Raw genomic sequence first — 18,877 nt, forward strand, 5'->3', positions numbered from 1 at the left:
CTCAGGGGACGAGCAGCACCGGCACGCTGCACTTGGCCAGCACCTGGGTGCTGACCGAGCCCATGACCAGCTTGCCCAGGGCGCCGTGGCCGTGCGTGCCCATGATGATCAGGTCGAACTTGCCCGACTGGGCGACCTTGGCAATCATCTCGCCGGCCGGGCCCACCTTGACCATGGCGCGCGCCTCCACGCCGTGGCGGGCCAGGAACTTGGACACCGTGGCCAGCACCTTGTCGGCCTCTTCCTGGTAGTACTTCTCCACCACCTCCTTGCCCAGGGCCACGCGGGCGCGCGGGGGCAGCTGGGGCTGCACGGTCAGGGCGGTGTAGGTGTGCGACGTGCCCAGCAGCTCGTCGTGCGCGGCCAGGTAAGCCAGCATCTTCTTGGTGTAGGGACTGCCGTCCACGGCGAGCAGGATGTTCATGTGCTTGTTTCTCCCAATAGGCTGGACGGGCAGCGCCGGGCGCGCCGCTCGTCGCCGCGGATCATACGGTCAGCACGCAGTGCGGCTGGAAGGTGCGCTGCTCGCCTTTGCCGCGATAGCCCAGCGGGTTGGCCACCACCCGGCAGCGCCAGGGCGTGCCGTCGGCGCGCGTGCCGCTGGCCACATAGTCGCTGGGCGCGTGCAGGTGGCCGTGCAGCCACAGGTCGGCGCCGGGCAGCAGCGCGTCCAGCGCGTTGCAAAAACCCGCCGTGCCGGGGGTCAGGCCGTAGCGCGGGTCGGCGCTGCGCAGGCTGGGCGCAAAGTGCGTGACCACCACCGTGGGCCCGGCAAAGGGCTCGCCCAGGGCGCGCCGCAGCCAGTCCTGGCAGACCAGGGCCTGCTCGCGCATGGCCTCGGCCAAGAAGGGCTGGCCGGCGCGCGTGGCGCCGGCCTTTTCCAGGTAATAGTTGGCAGCGCGGTAGGCCTTGGTGCGCTGGCGCGCGCGCGCCTCGCCCTGCAGCCCCTGCGCCTCGGCGATGGCGTCGAAGTCGCTCCACAGCGTGGTGCCGACGAAGCGCACGCCGTCCAGCACCAGGGTATCGCGCTCCAGCCAGATCAGGCCCAGGCGCTCGCAGGTGGCGCGCAGGCGCGCGTGGGTGGCGTCGAAGTCCAGGGCGTCGTACTCGTGGTTGCCGGGCACGAACAGCACCGGCGTGGGCCAGCCGCCGTACTGCGGCAGCGGCGAAAAGCGCGCCAGGCCGAAGTCGCCGTCTTTCAGGCGCGAGCCGCGCTGGTAGGAGCCGACGTCGCCGGCCAGCACCAGCAGGTCGGCGCCCTGCGCGGGGCTGGCGGCGAACTGGGGCTGGGTCTCCAGGTGCAGGTCGGACAGCAATTGGATGTTCACGTCGGCTCCGGGTCGTCGGGGATGGACAGGGGGGCGGAAAAGGGCAGCGGCGTGCCGGCGCGGCGGGCGGCGCGCGCCAGCGTGGCCTGCAGCCAGCGGTGCGCCGGCTCGGCCTGGCGGCGGCGGTGCCACAGCGCGTCCACGTGCACGCTGGGCACGGCCATGGGCAGGGGGCACCACAGCAGCTCGCCGCCCAGGCTGGCCACACCGACGAAGTGGCGCGGCAGCACGGTGAGCAGGTCGCTGGTGGCCACCACGCGCCCGGCGGTGAAGAACTGGTTGACGGTGAGCACGATGCGCCGCTCGCGCCCCAGGCCGGCCAGCGCCTGGTCGATGAAGCCAAAGGGCTTGCCGGAAAAGCTCACCAGCAGATGGCGCGCGGCGCAGTAGGCGTCCAGGCTCAGCGGTGCGCGTGCCAGCGGGTGGCCGGCGCGCATCACGCAGACGTATTCGCCGTCGTACAGCCGCTGGCTGGCGAAGGCCACCGGCTGGTCGCTTTGCGCGCGCGCCGTCAGGTCGGCGATGGCCGCGGGAAAGTGGCCCACGGCCAGATCCACGCTGCCGTCCTCCAGCAGCCGGCGCGGGTCGCGCGTGGTCAGCGGCACCACACGCAGCGACACGCCCGCGGCCTCGCGCTCCATGATCTCCACCAGCGGCGGGATCAGCGTGGCGCCGGTGGCATCCGCCATGGCCAGCACGAAGCTGGTGTGGGCGCTGGCCGGCTCGAACTCGCCCGGCGCCAGCGCCTGCTGCAGCTGCGCCAGGGCCTGGCGCACGTCCGGCCACAGGCTGAGCGCGCGCGGCGTGGGCGCCACGCCGGCGCCGCTGCGCACCAGCAGCTCGTCGCCCAGGGCACGCCGCAGGCGGCGCAGCGCGTTGCTGACGGCCGGCTGGGTCAGCGCCAGCTTGTCGGCGGCGCGCGTCAGGTTGCGCTCGGCCATGACCTCGTCGAAGACGCGCAGCAGGTTCAGGTCCAGCGTGCGGAAATTGGGGGGCTGGTTCATCACGGTGATGAATAGTCTAGATTCAAGATATAAAGTGGACTAGATCTAGGGAAAACCCTAGGATTGCGTCATCGGCCCCCTGCTGGCCGTCTGTTGAAGCTGGAAAGACGCAATGACCCCCACCACCGCCCCCTTGAATGCCCCTGCCACCGGCCAGCCGCTGGTGGTGCCCGTGTACGACGTGGCCGCCCGGCGCGGCAACTCGGGGCGCGGCGGCCTGCGCGGCGCGTCCTCGCTGGTGCTGGCGGCCGTGGCCGCGGCGCTGATGGTGGTGGCCGCCCAGATGGTCGAGTCCTGGACGGACGGCCACCTGCTGGCCGCCTGGATGGTGCTGTGGCTGGTGGCGTTTGCCTCGCTGGCGCTGCTGGCCGCACCGGCGCGCCGCGCCGTGGTGCTGCTGCGCCAGGGCGCCCGCGAATGGTCGGCCGCCCGCCGCCGCGCGCTGGACGACGAGCGCACCTGGAACGCCGCGCTGCACGACGCGCGCCTCATGGCCGATCTGAGCCGCGCCATGAACGGCATCGCCGTGGAAGACCTGCGCCGCTATCGCTTCTGAGGGACTGCTGCAAAAATGTGAGCTGCTTGCGCTTGCCTGACAAGCCTTTGCAGGCCATTTGACCTTCAAAACGTTGCCAATCAAGCGCCAGCAGCTCCCGTTTGCATAGCAGACCCGACGCCCCGGCCGTAGCGATACGGCCGGGGCGTCGTGCATTGGGCGGCGCGCCAGGGCTCACCGCACCGGCAGGAACTGCAAGAAGGTGCCGCCCGCCAGCCCCTGGGCATAGCCGATGACGGCGCGGCGGTACTTCTCGGTAGTCACCTGGGCCAGCAGGTCCACGCGGGCGATGATCTTGCCGAACTCGCGCTCGTAGCTCAGGTTGCGCTCGGCGCCGTTGATCTCGTCGGCCAGCAGCAGCGGGGTGCCGCCGGCGCCGCGGCGCTGGGCCAGCATCCACACGGCCGCCTCCAGGTTGCGCGCGGCGTTGTACAGGTGCTGCGCGTCCTGGCCGTCGAGCAGATAGAACTCGGTCTTGCCGCCGTGGGCGGTGATCAGCATGTCGGCCACGGCGTAGAGAAAGCCGGCCACGCGGTCGCCCTCGTAGCCGGGCGACAGGGCCAGCGCCAGCGCGTCGATGTCGCGGCGCGGGCCCAGCGCGGGCCAGCCGCTGCGCTGCAGGGTGGCGGCGCGCAGCTGCGCCACTGCCTGCTCGCGGCTGGCGGCGCCGCCGCGGCGCCATTCGGCGGGGTTGCGGCGGTACAGCTTGTCGGCCAGGCGGTGCAGGGCCAGCAGGTTCTCGCGCATGGCCACCGTGGCCACGCGGTTCATGTCGGACTGGCCCCATTCCTGCACGCTGGCGCCCTCGCCCTGCACTTCGCCGCGGTGCGTGGGCGCGGGCGCGCCGCAGGCAGCGAGCAGCAGGGCGGCGGTGGCGGCAACGAGGGCAGGGCGGCGCGTGGGCATGCGGGCAAGCCTACCTGCAACGGCGGGCGGCGCAAAAAAGCCCCGGCTGCATTGCTGCGGCAGGGGCGTGGGGCCTTGCAGGCCTTGCGGGCCGGTGCGTCAGCGCATCAGGGCGTCAGGCGCCCAGGCGCTCGCGCAGCGCGGCCTGGGTGGTGCGCAGCGCCTCGGGCAGGCGCTGGGCCAGCTTGTCGAAGTGCTCGGCGTGCGACTGCAACTCCTCGGCCCAGGCGGCGCGGTCGATGCCGGTGACGCTGTCGAACTGGGCGGGCGTGAAATCCAGGCCCTGCCAGTTGATCTCGGCGTATTGCGGGGCGACGCCGAAGGGTGTCTCCTGGCCGGCGGCCTGGCCCTCGATGCGGTCGATCATCCACTTGAGCACGCGCATGTTCTCGCCGTAGCCGGGCCAGACGAACTTGCCCGCCTCGTCCTTGCGGAACCAGTTGGTGGTGAAGATGCGCGGCAGCGGCGCGCCCTGCTCCTCGATCTTGGCGCCCAGCTGCAGCCAGTGGCCGAAGTAGTCGCTCATGTTGTAGCCGATGAAGGGCAGCATGGCGAAGGGGTCGCGGCGCACCACGCCCTGCTTGCCGAAGGCGGCGGCCGTGGTCTCGCTGCCCATGGTGGCGGCCATGTACACGCCTTCCGTCCAGTTGCGCGCCTCGGTCACCAGCGGCACGGTGGTGGAGCGGCGGCCGCCGAAGATGAGGGCGTCGATCTTCACGCCGGCCGGGTCGTCCCAGGCCTCGTCCAGCGCCGGGTTGTTGGTGGCGGCCACGGTGAAGCGGGCGTTGGGGTGGGCGGCCTTGGCGCCGGTCTCGCGGGCGATGGCCGGCGTCCAGTCGCGGCCCTGCCAGTCGATCAGGTGCTCGGGCAGGGCGCCAGTGTCCTTTTCCATGCCTTCCCACCACACGTCGCCGTCGTCGGTGAGCGCCACGTTGGTGAAGATCACGTCACGGTTCAGGCTCAGCATGCAGTTCGGGTTGGTCTGCATGTTGGTGCCGGGGGCCACGCCGAAGTAGCCGGCCTCGGGGTTGATGGCGCGCAGGCTGCCGTCGGCCTGGGGCTTGATCCAGGCGATGTCGTCGCCGATGGTGGTGACCTTCCAGCCGCTGAAGGCCTGGGGCGGCACCAGCATCGAGAAGTTGGTCTTGCCGCAGGCGCTGGGGAAGGCGGCGGCCACGTGGTACTTGCGCCCCTCGGGGTTTTGCACGCCCAGGATCAGCATGTGCTCGGCCAGCCAGCCCGGGCTACCGGAAGGCCCCTGCGCGGCCGCGCGGCCCATGGTGGAGGCGATGCGCAGCGCCAGGCACTTCTTGCCCAGCAGGGCGTTGCCGCCGTAGCCCGAGCCGTAGGACCAGATCTCGCGCGTCTCGGGGTAGTGGACGATGTACTTGGTGTCCGGGTTGCAGGGCCAGCTGGTCGCGTCCTGCTGGCCCTCGGCCAGCGGCGCGCCCACGGTGTGCATGCAGGGCACGAAGTCGCCGTCCGTGCCGATGACGTCGTGCACGGCGCGGCCCATGCGCGTCATGAGCTTCATGTTCACGGCCACATAGGCGCTGTCGGACAGCTCCACGCCGACGTGGGCGATGGGGCTGCCCAGCGGGCCCATGGAGAACGGCACCACGTACATGGTGCGCCCGCGCATGCAGCCGTCAAACAGCGGGCGCAGCACGCCTCGCATCTCGGCGGGCTCCATCCAGTTGTTGGTGGGGCCGGCGTCATCCTTGTGCTGCGAGCAGATGAAGGTGCGGTCCTCCACGCGGGCCACGTCGGACGGGTCGGACCAGGCCAGGTAGCTGTTCGGACGCTTGGCCGGGTTCAGGCGCTTGAAGGTGCCGGCATCCACCAGCTGCTGGCACAGCTGGTCGTACTCCTGGGCGCTGCCGTCGCACCAGTGGATGCGCGCGGGCTTGCACAGCGCGGCCATCTCGGCCACCCAGGCGATCAGCTTGGCGTTTTTGACATAGGCAGGGGCCTGGAGATCCAGGTCCTGCATCGTGGGTGCGTTCATGGGAAGCTTCCTGCGAGTTGAAAAACCATCTTTTCAAAGGAAGCGACCCCGCGCCTGCGACGCCCAGGCACGGCCGCTGCCACCGCCGCCACTGCCTTTGAAAAAACGACTCGGCCCGCCTGGGCGGTCAAGCGCAAGGGCTTGTGTCTGCCGGCAGGGCCATCGATTCTAGGAAGCGATCCAGATCGTGTCTGTCGGACGGTGTGCAAATCTATGCAAAAAGCGCATGCATATATGCACAACTGTACGGCTCAGAACATGGCGACGAGGTCCAGCCTCCGCCTTCGCACACCAGGCGTCTGCGCCAGCGCGTCCTTCAAGGACAGAGTCATCCACGGTCAGCCGCAGCGGGCGCAGCCCCAGCGCGAGCCACGTAAAAACAGCGCGCCGACTGCGCAGCCAACCTGCGCAGAACCGGGGTGCCTCCATTCCCATCTATCAAAATGCACTTTATCGTTGCCTTTCTGCCTTTAAATCGCTAAAGAGTTGAACATCGGTGCTTAAAACGGGAAATGCCGCTATGGTGATCGGCCGCAGGGGCACGGCGCCCCGGCTCCACCTGGCGAAAGGGCAGCAGGAAGATGCACAAGATGGGATGGATGGCCGCAGTGGTGAGTCTGTGGCTGGTAGCGGGGTGCTCGCGCGACGAGGCGCCGCCCCCAGGGGCCGTGTCTGCACCGGTGCCGGCCGAGCCACGGGCGGCCAAGCCCGCGCCGGCCGCTGCCACAGCCTCGGACGCGTCGCGCGTGCAGATCGACACCGATCAGGGACTGTTCTGGTTTCAGCCACGCCTGTGCACGGTGGGGCGGGATGCCGACAGCGGTGCGGTCTCCTACAACATCGAAGGCGCGGGCCAGTCGCCCGATGGCCTGCCGGTGTATGTCACGGTGGAAGACGAAGACAGTGATCCGGGCCACAGCCCGGAGCTGCGCATCAACGTCGGCACGGACCAGCCCAGAAAGACGCCCGAAGTGGTGTGGTCGGCCAACGCAGCCGCCGCCGCGAGCCTGCAGGTGCCGGCCACGCGCGTGGTGGTGCAGGGCAAGCAGGTGACGCTGGAGGGCGCCGTCTTCACCCGCAACGGCAGCGACCGTCTGGTGGTCCGCGCTCCCATCCGCGTGGACTGCTCGCAGCCGCCCAGGCGCTGAAAAAAAGGCCCCGCAGCGCTGCGGGGCCCGGGCTGGCCGAGGAAGCCGGCAGGCGTTCAGCCGACGTACACGGCGATGAAGGCCAGCAGGAAGATCATGGCCGCGCCCACGGCCGGAATCACGAAGGGGATCACCGGCACGACCGACTCCACGGCGTCAACGGCCTGGGCCGCTTCCACGTCGGCGGCGTTGGGGGCAAGGGTGGGATCGTGCGTCATGGTCGTGTCTCCTTGGTTTTTTGGGCGGGAATGTGGGGGTTGCGCTTGGGGCAGTGTAGCGGAGCCCTGGGACGTGCTCACGATCTGCGCGTGAAGGGGTGCGGGACGCGGATCAGTAGGGGCTGCGAGGCGCAAACCGCAGCGCTGGCGGGTGCTATCGGGCGGATTTGCAGCGAATCAGGCCGCCCGGGGCCTTGGCTGCACACCCGCGCGGAGATCGCAGGCACGTTCCTAACGCTCCTGGGCCTGCATGTCGGCCGCGCGCAGGGCAGCCAGCACCTGCTCGATGTGCCCGCGCCCGCGCGTTTGCAGCACCAGCTCGATCTCCACGTTCTGCGCGGCCAGCATGGTGAAGGCACGCTGGTGGTGCACCTCCTCGATGTTGGCGCCGGCATCGGCCACGGTGGCGGTGATGCGCGCCAGCACGCCGGGCACGTCGCGCGCGCTCACGCGGATGCGCGCCAGGCGGCCCGAGCGCACCATGCCGCGCTCGATGATGGCGGCCAAGAGCAGCGGGTCGATGTTGCCGCCCGACAGCACCAGGCCCACCTTCTTGCCGGCAAAGCGCGCGCCGTGGCGGATCAGCGCGGCCAGACCGGCGGCGCCCGCGCCCTCGACCAGGGTCTTTTCGATCTCCAGCAGCATCAGCACGGCCTGCTCGATGTCGCCTTCCTCGACCAGCAGCAGGTCGTCCACCAGGCGGGCAATAGCCTCGCGCGTGATCTCGCCCGGCTGGCCCACGGCGATGCCCTCGGCGATCGTGGAGGTGCCCTGGGCGTGCTGCGTGCCCTGCACGGCGTTGACCATGGCCGGAAAGCGCGACGCCTGCACGCCGACGATCTCCAGGCCGGGTTTCAGTGCCCGCGCCGCCGTGGCCATGCCGGCCAGCAGGCCGCCGCCGCCGACCGAGACCACCAGCGCGTCCAGGTCGGGCTGCTCGGCCAGCATCTCCAGCGCCACCGTGCCCTGGCCGGCGGCCACGGCTTCGTCGTCGTAGGGGTGGATGAAGGTCAGGTGCTGCTGCCCGGCCAGCTGGTAGGCGTGCACGCGGGCTTCTTCCAGCGTGTCGCCGTGCAGCACCACCTCGGCGCCAAAGCCGCGCGTGCGCTCCACCTTCACACCGGGCGTGAAGCGCGGCATGACGATCACGGCGCGCAGCCCCAGGCGCTGCGCGTGGTAGGCCACGCCCTGGGCGTGGTTGCCGGCGCTCATGGCGACCACGCCGCGCGTGCGCTCCTCAGGCGACAGCAAGGCCAGCCGGTTGCAGGCGCCGCGCTCCTTGAAGGAGGCGGTGAACTGCAGGTTCTCGAACTTCAGGAACACCTGCGCGCCCACGATCTGCGACAGCGTGCGCGACTCCACGCACGGCGTGTCGAGCACCTGGCCGCGCAGGCGGGCGGCGGCGTCCTGGATGTCTTGGAGGCAAAGCATGGCGCATTGTGGCGCATGCACTGGCGGGTGCACGCGCCACCGTGCTCCTGTTTCAATAGCTGCAAGCGCTTGACTGGTGGGCTTTTGGGCTTGTTTTGGCTTGCAATCGTTCAGGCCGGAAAGGCCCGCTGCAGGAGCGCCTGCACGTCCATGGCGCGCGTGTCGATGGCGCCCGCCACGCGTGCGCCGGTGCCGGCATCGCCCAGGCGCGTGGCGATGAAGGCATCGGCCACGAAGGCCGGCGCGCTCTGGCGCAGCAGGCAGGCCTGGGCCAGCAGCACCAGCTGCTGCACCAGCACCCGGCCCAGTGCCTCCAGCTCTGCCGGCGCCAGGGCCAGCAGCGACCGCACCTGCGCCAGCGCGGCGGCGATGCGCGGCTCGCCGCGCGCGGCAGGCGCCAGCTCGGCCAGCAGCGCCTGCGCCGCCTGCGGCTCGCGCGCAAAGGCGCGCAGCACATCCAGGCACATGACGTTGCCCGAGCCCTCCCAAATCGAGTTGACGGGCGACTCCAGGAACAGCCGGCCCATCACCCCCTCCAGCACGTAGCCGTTGCCGCCCAGTGCCTCCATGGCCTCGCCGGTCAGCTCCACGCCGCGCTTGCAGACCCAGAACTTGGCAGCCGGCAGCATCAGCCGGCTCCAGGCGCGCTCGGCCGGGTCGGCGTCGTTCTCGAAGGCCCGCGCCAGGCGCATCAGCAGCGCCAGGGCGGCCTCGCTCTCCAGCGCCAGGTCGGCCAGCACGGCGCGCATCAGGGGTTGGTCGGCCAGTGCCTTGCCGAAGGCGTGGCGCTGGCGCGCGTAGTGGATGGCCTGCACCGTGGCCTGGCGCAGGATGGCGGCGCTGCCGGCCACGCAATTGAGCCGCGTGTAGGTCGCCATCTCGATGATGGTCGGGATGCCGCGGCCTTCCTCGCCCATCAGCAGCCCCCAGGCATCCCGAAACTCGACCTCGCTGCTGGAGTTGCTGCGGTTGCCCACCTTGTCCTTGAGGCGCTGCACGTGGATGGCGTTCTGGCTGCCGTCCGGGCGCCAGCGCGGCACGTAAAAGCACGCCAGCGGCCCGCCTTCGCCGGTGCGCGCCACCACCAGGTGCGCGTCGCTCATGGGCGCCGAGAAGAACCACTTGTGCCCGCGCAACAGGTATTCGCCGCCGCGACCGCCGCCGGCCACGGGCATGGCCACGGTGGTGTTGGCGCGCACGTCCGAGCCGCCCTGCTTTTCCGTCATGCCCATGCCGATCCAGATGCTCTGCTTGTCCGCCACCGGAACGTCGCGCGGGTCGTAGGCGTGACTGTAGAGCCTGGCGCCCAGCTGCTGCCACAGGGCGGGCTCTTTTTGCAAGAGAGGAATGCACGCCTGCGTCATGGTCGCCGGGCACATGGCGCCCTGCTCGATCTGGCTGTGCAGATAGAAACCCGCGGCCCAGGCGCTCCAGCGGCCGGCGCGCGTGTCCTCGAAGGGCAGCGAGACCAGCCCCTCCCCGCGGTACATTGCCATCAGCGCGTGCCAGCTGGGGTGGAAGTCCACCCGGTCGATGCGCCGCCCGCGGCTGTCGAAGCGGACGAGCTCGGGCGTGTGCCGATTGGCGTCTGCCGCCAGCTGGTAGGTCTCGACCTGGCCCAGCTGCCGGGCGTAGGCGCCCAGCTGCTCGCCGGCCCAGCCGGCGCCTGCGCGCTGCAGCGCCTCGCCCAGGGCCGGGTCGGTGGCCAGCAGGTCGTAGCCGGTCAGCTCGGGGTATTGGTTGAAAACCTCGTGGGTGTGCCAGTCCGTCATGGGCATGCCTCCTTCTTCTTGCGTGCTTGCTTGTCCGATCATGGAAAGAGTCTAGGAACGATGGCCTCCAAGGGTGTTCGGGTTGCAGCGGCGCAGGCACAGAGCCAGCCCGCCATGCGCCGCAGGCCGCGCCAGTCGCGCGCGCAGGCCAGTTCGCAGGCGCTGCAAGAGGCCTTCGTTCGGGTTCTGCTGGACGTGGGCTATGAGAAAACCACCGTGCGCGAGGTGGTTGCCGTGGCCGGCGTGGGCGTAGGCACGTTTTATGAGTACTTCGGCAACATGCAGGCGCTGGCGGCCCTCGTGGTGCACCAGCACGTCAAGGCGCTGGCCCAGCAGGCACGCGCGGCCGCGCGGGGCAGCGCCGGTCTGCCGCTGGCGCAGGTGGTCGCCGGGCAGCTGCACGCGCAGGTGGCGCCCGTGCTGCAGCAGGCGCCGCTGTGGGCGCAGCTGTTCGCGCTGGAGCGGCAGGTCTCCACGCGCGACGCCTTTGCCCGCCAGTACGAGGCCTGGGTGGAGCTGTGGCGCGTGGCGCTGGCCAGCGCGGCCGACCCGCCGCTGGACGCTGCCAGCGCTGCGCGCATGCTGCACAGCATGACCTACGGCAGCGTGTCGCAGGCCTTGCTGTCGCGAGGCGGAGGAGGCGGCGCTGGCGGCGGCGCTGGCCCCGACCGGGACCGGCTGTGGGCAGAGCTCCAGCGTGCCGCCCAGGCCTACGCGGCAGTGCTGGCACGGCAGCCGATTTCAAGCGAAAACAGCCACTAGCGCTTGTCCAGCAAGCGCGAGCAGCTATTGTTTTTGTATTTCAAGGCCCCGCCGCCGGCCGTGGGCCGGGCGCGCAGGGCCTGCCGGCTCAGCGCGGCGCCGCGTGCCAGTCGCGCACCGGCACGCCGTTCACTTCGGAGTCGGCCTGCAGCTCCATCCGCACGCGCCCGCCGTCGCCGTCATCGCCCACCATCACCAGCGGCAGGCCGCTGCCCACCGCGATGTACTCGTCCCAGGGCGATGGTTCTCCGGCATAGCCCACGCGGTAGTGGCAGGCCTGGAAGGTGCCGGCCGGCACCGTGACGCTCTTGTGCCCCAGGTAGGTGAGGGTGTAGCTGTCAGTGTCGGTCGTGGTGGTGGTCGAGGACTGGCCGGCGAAGGTCGTCGTCGCGGTGATGCGCGCCGTGGCGCTGTGCGCGTAGCTGCCGCCCGGTGCCAGGGTGTACTTGCGCAGCTCGGACGGCGGGTTGAATATGGTCTGCACCCGCGTGCCCATGCCGTTGCTCATCTGCATGTCCAGCTCGCTGCCGTAGCTCAGCACCACCGGCCCGGCGGGCGAGTTCTCCTGCCGGTGGTAGTGGGTGATCTGGGCTTTCATGGCGCCGGCAGACGACGTGATCGTCATCTCGCCGCTGTCAGCCACCAGGCCGGATGCGCCTGCGAAGGAGGCACCCCCGCGCACCGCCATCACCTGCACCATGGAGGCGTGGGTGGTCACGCCCGCTTCCTGGACCTCGCCCCGCATATGCCAGCGGTAGCGGGTCCCGGGGGAGAACAGCTTGGCATTGAAGCACGCGCTCGCGGCGCCCGCGCCCGCACCGCTGCCGTCGCCAGGAGCGGGGTCCGGGGCAGGGTCGCCCGCGGGCGCGCACTGCACTCGCACGTCCCGCACGTCGCCCTGCACCACGCCGTTGCCGGACGTGACCGCGCAGCTCTGGCCTGCTGGCTGGCTCGCTACGGTCACCGCGTAGGGCTGGCCGGCCTCGAGCAGCGTGGGGAAGGAAAAGTCGGTGCTCCCGGCTGCGATGCGCAGGGCGTCGCCACCGTTGTTGTGCAGCACCAGCGTGCCCTGCTGCAGCCCGGCGACCTGGCCGCCGACGAGGTAGCGCGGCGTGGCGTCGCTGTCCGAGCCGCCGCCGCAGGCAGCCAGCAGCAGCGGCGCCAGGCCGAGGGCCGCGGCGCGCAGGGGCGAAAGGGTGAACGGATGCGATCGGGGAAGTGTCATGGCGAGGCCCTCGTTGGAAGTCGGTGAAGGAAAAGGAAAGTGCCGGCGCACAGGCCCGGCGCGGCGGCAAGCGCCTGCGCGGGTGCCGCTCACGCAGGCGGGCGCGCCAGCGCGGTGGTCTGCTGAACAACCGGCTGCAGCGCCTGTTTGAGCTCGTCGATGGGCAGGCTGCCGCTGGCTTCCAGCACCACGCGGGTGGGCAGCAGGATCGACAGCTCGGAGCGGCTGCCGTCCTTGCGGTACTTCTCGCGAAAGGCCACGCCGGCCTTTTTGTAGCTGCGCTCGATCTCGCGCTCGTCCTCGCTCTCGGAGGTGCTGCTGGCCCAGGAGGCCATGCCCATCGCCAGCGCCGGCGCGGCGCCCAGGTCCTTCAGGCGCAGCTGCACCTGCTGGCGCTGCTGGCTGTAGCGGGCATCGACCTGGGTGAAGGCCATGCCCATCACGTTGTTGGTCTCGGCCTTGATGGCGGTGCGCGGCAGGCCGGCGAACTGCTCGGGCGTCACTGCCCGCAACTGCTGCGCGCTCAACGGCGGCAGGCCCTTGCCGCCGAGCGCCGCGCTGACCATGCTGCCGGCCGCCTCGGCGGCGGCTTCGCTGTCGCCGCGCGCACGCGCCTGCTCCAGCTGGCGGCTGGCCTGGTCCATCTGGCCCGTGTCGATCCTGGCGCCCAGCATGGCGCCGATGGCGTCGGTCGCCGCGCGCGTGGCGGCGCCGCCGTCGCCCTCGCGCTGCGCTTCCTGCAGCCGGCGCGAGGCCTGGCCGACGCTGTGGGCGTCGATGCGGATGTCGGTGCCGGGCAGGCGCAGCGTGGCCGCGCCGCGCTGGCCCAGACCCGCGCCCGGCGTGGCCAGGGCAGTGAGCCAGCCCACCAGCATCCCGGCCACCGCCCCGCACAGCAGCAGCACGGCGGTGTAGGCCACCGCACGTTCGCGCGGCACTTTCATCAGCACCGGCGCGCCCAGGTAGATCAGGTAGATGCTGTAGAGCCCGCCCACGGCGGCCAGCATGCCCAGCGCCGGCACGATGCCCAGCGCGCCCGCCAGCAGGCCCGCAGTGGCGCCGTAGGCGACCAGCTTGAGCGCGCTGGGCATGTCCCGGCGGCCCTGGAAGCGGGGGGCAAGCGCGTTGGCGATCAGCGCCATCACGTACACCATCACCAGCGTCAGCACGTAGCCGACGAGCAGGTTCACCAGCCCCGCGGCGATCGGCACGCGCAGGCGCATGCCGAAGGCGCCCACACCCACCAGGCTCATGCCGATGAAGGAAGCCAGCGCCGGGATGGCAGCCAGATAGATGAGGTAGTTCTTGTACAGCTGCGCGGCGCTGGTGCCCTCGGCATCGATGCGCAGCCAGGTCGGCGCCGGGCGCAGCAGGATGTCCGAGATGCGTTGCAGCAGGGCCCGGCGGCTTTGTGCGTCCAGTGGCACGGCGGTGTTCATGACGGCGGTACTCCTTCAGAGGGGGCGGTGGGGCAGGTGCCGTGCCGGCGTGGCAGCTCAGCGGCGCGGCTGCGTGCTGCGCATGAAGTGCACCCCTGCGGGGGACTGCACGCGCCGGTGCCACGTCTGGCGGGCGGCGTCGTCATTGAGCAGGCTCTGGTGCAGCACCGCGTCGGAGCCTTCTTCCTGCGCCAGATTGCGGTCGAGGGTGACGAACAGGTAGGGCTGGCTGCCGCGTGCGGCGGCCGGGCGCTCGGGCTCGTGCGCCTGCAGCTGCGGCCTGCGCCCCTGCAGGTCGGTCTCGACGCCGGCTAGCCCGGCGGCGGCCAGCAACTCGGCCGCGGCGCGTGCCGGGCTCGCCACGCCGCCAGCGCCCTGCGCATTGAAGGGCGACTGGAAGCTGGGCGGCGCCGACGCCTTGCGCCACGGGCGCAGCGCGTCCATGGGCTGGTCGAGCGACAGGCAGGGCCGCCCATCGCAGTCGGTGCGTGCGGCCTCGGCCGGGGTGATCTCGCGCCGTGCCAGCTCCAGCAGGCCGGCGCGCGTGCCCATCACGGGCCGGCTGACGAAGCGCCAGGCAACGTGCGGGCCGGTGCCAAATTCGCGAGCAGGCGCGACGTGGGCGGCGCCATGCTCCTGCACGAGCTGGTGGCGCAGCGCCGGCCCCAGGTTGTAGCGCTCGACGGTGACAAAGGCGTAGGGCGTGAAGCGGTCGGCCTGCGGGTCCTCGTGCACCAGGCCGTAGCGCACGACGGTGCGCGTGCGCGGCAGGGCAGGCTCCATCAGCTCCAGCAGCAGCAGGGCCTTTTCCACCGGCGTCACCTCGGCGCCTGGCGAGGCGGCGCCGCGCTGGTGCGCGGCGAAGTGCTGGCCCAGGCGGGCTTCGGCGGCCTCCAGGTCTTGCGGCGCATAGCCGCGCGCCTGCATGAACCGGCCGGTCTCGGCCTCGGCCGTCGTGGCCGAGGCGGCAGGTGCCGCCAGCGCCAGACAGGTGGCCAGGATCAGGAAAAGCGGTGGCTGGGGCATGGCGGCGGTCCCGTCAAAGGGGTGGCAGAACTGGAGGTGGGGCGCAGCGCCCGCAAGCTCGGGGCGCGTGTCGCGCAAAGGGCGTGGCCGGCGCCGCACGGGGCGCGCCACCGGCGGCAGGGGCCGCTTCGGCTGCGCCATCGGTGCCCTGGACTGTGCCCGCGCGCCCCCGGCACGGCCATGGGCCGTTCGGCCCATGCCGGGCGCCCAAGGCACTGGGCTATGCTGGCCCGCGCAGGTGCGCCAGGCGCGCTGCAAGAAAAGACAAAGGAGGACGCGGTTGAACGAGGTGGAGGTGCTGGAGGGTTTCGGCGTGCTGCTGGTCGACGACCATCCCCTGTTCCGCGACGGCCTGGCGGCGGCGCTGCAGCACCGGGTGCCGGCACTGCGCGTATGCACCGTGGGCACACTGGACGAGGCGCTGCGCGAGCTGTCGGCCAGCGAAGACGGCTTCGACCTGGTGCTGCTGGACTATCACCTGCCGGGCACCGACGGCCTGCGCTGCGCGGCGCACCTGCGCCAGCTGCACCCGCAGGTGGGCATCGGCCTGATCACCGGGCTGGACGACCCGGCGCTGCCGCGGCGCGCGCGCGACGCCGGCCTGCTGGCCTGCCTGGCCAAGACGCTGGAAGCGCCGGCGCTGCTAGCCTGCCTGCGCCGGCTGGCGGCCGGCGAGACGGTGTTCGACGCGCACCTGCCCGGTCCGCGGCAGGCGGGCGAAGACGCCGCGTTCGCGTCCTTCGGCCTGACGGACCGCCAGCTGCAGGTACTGCGCGAACTGGCCACGGGCGCGAGCAACAAGGAGATCGCGCGGGCGCTGGCGATCTCGCCGGCCACGGTCAAGAACCACCTGGAGGCGATCTTCGCGCGCATGGACGTGGCCGGCCGGGTGCAGGCAGTGCTGGCGGCGCGGGCCGCCCTGCATGGCGCGCGCTGAGGCCGCGCCCGCGCCGTCCAGCCGCGCCGCCGCCGTGCGCCAGCGGCTGATGCTCACCGCCGAGGACACGTTCGCGCAGGTGCACGACGCGGCGCAGCGCCTGCGTCTGGAGCGGCGCATGCTCGACTTGCTGCAGGGCGGCATGCGCGAGGTGCTGGTGACCTCCGCCCTGGTCGGGCCGGCGCTGGTGCTGTGGCTGACGCTGCCGCACATCGGCGTGGCGCGCGCGCTCGGCCCGGCGCTGGCGCTGGTGCTCATCAGCCTCGAGCGAGTGCGGTTCCTGCGCCGCATGGCGCGCGAGCGCGCACGCCGCGACGATGCACCGCGCCGCTGGGCGCGCGGCCTGGCGTGGCGCGTCTGGCTGTCGGGCGGGGTGATCGCGTTGTGGTGCCACTTCGTCATCGCCATCGGCACGCAGGAGCTGGTGTCGTACCTGCTGGCGTTGGTGACCATCCTCGCGGCCGGGGCCACCGCGCAGTTCTGCAGCTGGCCTCCGGTGATGTGGGCCACCATCAGCCCGCTGCTGCTCGGCATGGCCGTGCAGCTGGCCCTCTCCGGCGCGGCCGACCACCGGGTGGGCGCCGTCTTTGCGCTGTTTTTGTGGCTGGTACTGGGACTGGCGGGCCTGCGCTTTGCGCAGACGCTGCACAACGACATGCGCACCCGGCTGCGCAACGAGGACCTGCTGCGCGAGCTCGACCGCCGCCGCGCCCAGGCGGAGGCCGCGCACATGGCCAAGACACGCTTTTTCGCCGCCGCCAGCCACGACCTGCGCCAGCCGCTGCAGGCGCTGGGCCTGTACCTGAGCGTGCTCGAGGGGCGCTGCGACGACGTGGACACGCTGGCGCGCATGGACCAGTGCATGGGCGCGCTCGACCGGCTGCTGGCCGAGCTGCTGGAGCTGTCGCAGCTGGACGCGGGCCAGCTGGAGTGCGCGCCCCGGCCGATCGCGCTGCAGCCGCTGCTGGACCGCCTGGCCAGCATGTACCAGGCGGCCGCCCGGCTCAAGGGCTTGCAGCTGCGCGTACATCCCACCGCTGCCTGGGCGCTGAGCGACCCCGCGCTGCTCGAACGGGCGCTGGCCAACTTGCTGGCCAATGCCATCCGCTACACCAGCGCGGGCGGCGTCCTGCTGGGCGTGCGGGCCGCCGGCGGCGCGGACTGGCGCGTGTGCGTGTTCGACACCGGCATCGGCATCGCACAGGCCGAGCGCGAGGCGGTGTTCGAGGAGTTCGTGCAGCTGGACAACCCCGAGCGCGACCCCGAGCAGGGCAGCGGCCTGGGGCTGGCCACCGTGCAGCGCGTGGCGGCGCTGCTCGGGCACCGCACCACGCTGCACTCGCACGTCGGGCGGGGTTCGTGCTTCGCCCTGCAGCTGCCGCGCGCCCAGCCCCTGGCGGACAGCCAGGCCGGCGCCCCGGCGCGCGCGGCGATCACCGCGCCGCTGCACGGCCGTGTGCTGGTGGTGGAGGACAACGCGGCGGCGCGCGATGCGCTGGCCCTGCTGCTGCGCGGCTGGGGGCTGGACGTGGTGACGGCACGCGACGCCGCGCAGGCCGAAGAGGCGCTGGCCGGCCCCGCGCCGGATGCGGTGCTGTGCGACTGGCGCCTGCCGGGCCCGCGCGATGGCTTGGCCGTGCTGCGCGAGGCGCTGCGGCGCCACCCGGCGCTGAAGCTGGGCGCGCTGGTCACCGGGGAGAACATCGAGACGCTGCGCGCGCAGGACGCCGCCTTCGTGCTGCTGCGCAAGCCCGTGCGGCCGCTACGCCTGCGCGCGCTGCTGGCCAGCCGGCTGGGCCACGCAGCTGTCGGCACACCCTGACGGCCGGCGCCGAGCCGGGCAGGCGCGCGGCCGCCGCCACGGTGCAGCTGTGCAGATTTACATGAAAAGTGCCTCTAGCGCTTGTGGAGCAAGCGCAAGAAGCTATGTTTTTAATAGCTGCAGCGGCGGCGCGCCGCCGTGGGGCTCAGGCCGCTGCCGGCTGGAACAATTTGCGCGTGCCCACCGGCGCCACGGCCCGGGCAATGGCGCCGATGTGGTCCGGCGTGGTGCCGCAGCAGCCGCCCAGGATGTTGACCAGCCCCTCGGCGGCGAACTCGTGCACCAGGCGGCTGGTGACCTCGGGCGTCTCGTCAAAACCCGTGTCGCTCATCGGGTTGGGCAGGCCGGCGTTGGGGTAGCAGCTGATGAAGGTGTCCGGCGCCACGCGGTTCAGTTCCTGAATGTAGGGGCGCATCAGCGCCGCGCCCAGGGCGCAGTTCAGGCCGATGGACAGGGGGTTGGCGTGGCGCACGCTGTGCCAGAAGGCCGTCACCGTCTGGCCGGAGAGGATGCGCCCGGACGCGTCCGTCACCGTGCCGCTGATCATGATGGGCAGGCACTCGCCGGTGGCCTCGAAGACCTCGTCCACGGCAAACAGCGCCGCCTTGGCGTTGAGCGTGTCGAAGATGGTCTCCACCAGGATGACGTCGGCGCCGCCCTCGATCAGGCCGCGCGTCTGCTCGTGGTAGGCGGCGCGCAGCTGCTCGAAGCTCACGTTGCGCGCGCCAGGGTCGTTCACGTCCGGGCTGATGCTGGCGGTCTTGGGCGTCGGGCCCAGGGCGCCGGCGACGAAGCGCGGCTTGTCCGGCGTGCTGAATTTGTCGCACGCGGCGCGGGCCAGCTTGGCGCTCTCCAGGTTCATCTCGTAGGCGAGCTCGCCCATGCCGTAGTCGTCCTGGGCGATGGAGGTGGCGCCGAAGGTGTTGGTCTCGACCAGGTCGGCGCCGGCGGCGAGATAGCCCTCATGGATGTCGCGGATCACGTCCGGCCGGGTGAGCGAGAGCAGCTCGTTGTTGCCCTTCACGTCGCGCGGGAAGTCCTTGAAGCGCTCGCCGCGGTACTGGGCCTCGCTGAGCTTGAAGCGCTGGATCATGGTGCCCATGGCACCGTCGAGGATGGCGATGCGCTGGCGCAGGATGGCAGGCAGTTGCCGGGCGCGGGTGTAGGGGGGTAGCTGGCTCATGGGGCCAGCATTTTAGGAAGGCCGGGCGCCCAGCGCTTTTTGCAGGGGTAAAGGCCGCCACGGCGGCGGCGGTTACGTCTGGGAACGGCGGCGCAGCGGGGTGCGCCGATAG

At 71.5% G+C, this 18,877-nt stretch carries 17 protein-coding genes; 5 read left to right on the forward strand and 12 right to left on the reverse strand.

Annotation, left to right across the window (positions count from 1 at the left end; all coding sequences use genetic code 11):
• Position 1: 1 nt before the first annotated feature.
• From C7H73_RS02060 to C7H73_RS02070, 3 genes are all read right to left on the reverse strand, one after another.
• Positions 2-424 (reverse strand): universal stress protein, encoded by a 423-nt coding sequence (locus tag C7H73_RS02060; RefSeq protein ID WP_106845140.1) that lies wholly within the window; start codon positions 422-424, stop codon positions 2-4.
• A 61-nt stretch (positions 425-485) separates the two neighbouring features.
• Positions 486-1,328 carry a metallophosphoesterase gene (locus tag C7H73_RS02065; RefSeq protein ID WP_106845141.1) on the reverse strand — a complete coding sequence of 281 codons (843 nt, stop codon included), beginning with the start codon at positions 1,326-1,328 and terminating at the stop codon, positions 486-488.
• A complete protein-coding gene (locus C7H73_RS02070) occupies positions 1,325-2,332 on the reverse strand; it encodes a LysR family transcriptional regulator (protein WP_106845142.1) in 1,008 nt (335 codons plus the stop codon). The genes C7H73_RS02065 and C7H73_RS02070 overlap by 4 nt, the downstream gene beginning before the upstream one ends.
• Before the next feature lie 112 nt (positions 2,333-2,444).
• On the opposite strand from C7H73_RS02070, the gene C7H73_RS02075 reads away from it, so the two are divergent.
• Positions 2,445-2,888, forward strand: coding sequence for a hypothetical protein (locus C7H73_RS02075; RefSeq protein ID WP_106845143.1), 444 nt, complete (start codon positions 2,445-2,447; stop codon positions 2,886-2,888).
• Between the two features lie 174 nt (positions 2,889-3,062).
• On the opposite strand, the gene C7H73_RS02080 is transcribed toward C7H73_RS02075, so the two are convergent.
• Positions 3,063-3,794, reverse strand: coding sequence for a hypothetical protein (locus C7H73_RS02080; RefSeq protein ID WP_106845144.1), 732 nt, complete (start codon positions 3,792-3,794; stop codon positions 3,063-3,065).
• 115 nt (positions 3,795-3,909) lie between these two features.
• The gene (locus tag C7H73_RS02085; RefSeq protein ID WP_106845145.1) at positions 3,910-5,802 is read right to left on the reverse strand and encodes a phosphoenolpyruvate carboxykinase (GTP); all 1,893 of its coding nucleotides are present in this window, start codon (positions 5,800-5,802) and stop codon (positions 3,910-3,912) included.
• Positions 5,803-6,383: 581 nt separating this feature from the next.
• On the opposite strand from C7H73_RS02085, the gene C7H73_RS02090 reads away from it, so the two are divergent.
• Positions 6,384-6,950, forward strand: a complete 567-nt coding sequence (locus tag C7H73_RS02090; protein WP_157948307.1) for a hypothetical protein — start codon at positions 6,384-6,386, stop codon at positions 6,948-6,950.
• A 56-nt stretch (positions 6,951-7,006) separates the two neighbouring features.
• Here the strand turns inward: C7H73_RS02090 and C7H73_RS15630 are convergent, their stop codons facing one another.
• The 3 genes from C7H73_RS15630 to C7H73_RS02100 all read right to left on the reverse strand — a co-directional run bounded on the left by C7H73_RS15630 (position 7,007) and on the right by C7H73_RS02100 (position 10,371).
• Positions 7,007-7,168, reverse strand: coding sequence for a hypothetical protein (locus C7H73_RS15630; protein WP_170104805.1), 162 nt, complete (start codon positions 7,166-7,168; stop codon positions 7,007-7,009).
• Between the two features lie 231 nt (positions 7,169-7,399).
• A complete protein-coding gene (locus C7H73_RS02095) occupies positions 7,400-8,599 on the reverse strand; it encodes a threonine ammonia-lyase (protein WP_106845147.1) in 1,200 nt (399 codons plus the stop codon).
• A 110-nt stretch (positions 8,600-8,709) separates the two neighbouring features.
• A complete protein-coding gene (locus tag C7H73_RS02100; protein ID WP_106847492.1) occupies positions 8,710-10,371 on the reverse strand; it encodes an isovaleryl-CoA dehydrogenase in 1,662 nt (553 codons plus the stop codon).
• Between the two features lie 60 nt (positions 10,372-10,431).
• Here C7H73_RS02100 and C7H73_RS02105 point away from each other — a divergent pair, with 60 nt between their 5' ends.
• On the forward strand, positions 10,432-11,133 hold the full coding sequence (locus C7H73_RS02105) for a TetR/AcrR family transcriptional regulator (protein WP_106845148.1): 702 nt from the start codon (positions 10,432-10,434) through the stop codon (positions 11,131-11,133).
• Positions 11,134-11,221: 88 nt separating this feature from the next.
• On the opposite strand, the gene C7H73_RS15455 is transcribed toward C7H73_RS02105, so the two are convergent.
• The 3 genes from C7H73_RS15455 to C7H73_RS02120 all read right to left on the reverse strand — a co-directional run bounded on the left by C7H73_RS15455 (position 11,222) and on the right by C7H73_RS02120 (position 14,823).
• A complete protein-coding gene (locus tag C7H73_RS15455; protein ID WP_157948308.1) occupies positions 11,222-12,358 on the reverse strand; it encodes a hypothetical protein in 1,137 nt (378 codons plus the stop codon).
• An 89-nt stretch (positions 12,359-12,447) separates the two neighbouring features.
• On the reverse strand, positions 12,448-13,797 hold the full coding sequence (locus tag C7H73_RS02115) for a Yip1 family protein (protein WP_106845149.1): 1,350 nt from the start codon (positions 13,795-13,797) through the stop codon (positions 12,448-12,450).
• A 57-nt stretch (positions 13,798-13,854) separates the two neighbouring features.
• Entirely contained in the window at positions 13,855-14,823 is a 969-nt protein-coding gene (locus C7H73_RS02120; protein ID WP_106845150.1) for a hypothetical protein, read from the reverse strand.
• Positions 14,824-15,112: 289 nt separating this feature from the next.
• On the opposite strand from C7H73_RS02120, the gene C7H73_RS15635 reads away from it, so the two are divergent.
• Positions 15,113-15,760: a response regulator transcription factor gene (locus C7H73_RS15635; RefSeq protein WP_227001477.1), complete on the forward strand. Its 648-nt coding sequence runs from the start codon at positions 15,113-15,115 to the stop codon at positions 15,758-15,760.
• Positions 15,747-17,582 carry an ATP-binding response regulator gene (locus C7H73_RS02130; protein ID WP_106845152.1) on the forward strand — a complete coding sequence of 612 codons (1,836 nt, stop codon included), beginning with the start codon at positions 15,747-15,749 and terminating at the stop codon, positions 17,580-17,582. The genes C7H73_RS15635 and C7H73_RS02130 overlap by 14 nt, the downstream gene beginning before the upstream one ends.
• 145 nt (positions 17,583-17,727) lie before the next feature.
• Here C7H73_RS02130 and C7H73_RS02135 read toward each other — a convergent pair whose 3' ends face one another.
• Positions 17,728-18,765 carry a homocysteine S-methyltransferase family protein gene (locus C7H73_RS02135; RefSeq protein WP_106845153.1) on the reverse strand — a complete coding sequence of 346 codons (1,038 nt, stop codon included), beginning with the start codon at positions 18,763-18,765 and terminating at the stop codon, positions 17,728-17,730.
• Positions 18,766-18,877: the final 112 nt, after the last annotated feature.

The organism is Pulveribacter suum (genome assembly GCF_003013695.1).
Classification (GTDB): Bacteria; Pseudomonadota; Gammaproteobacteria; order Burkholderiales; family Burkholderiaceae_C; genus Melaminivora; species Melaminivora suum.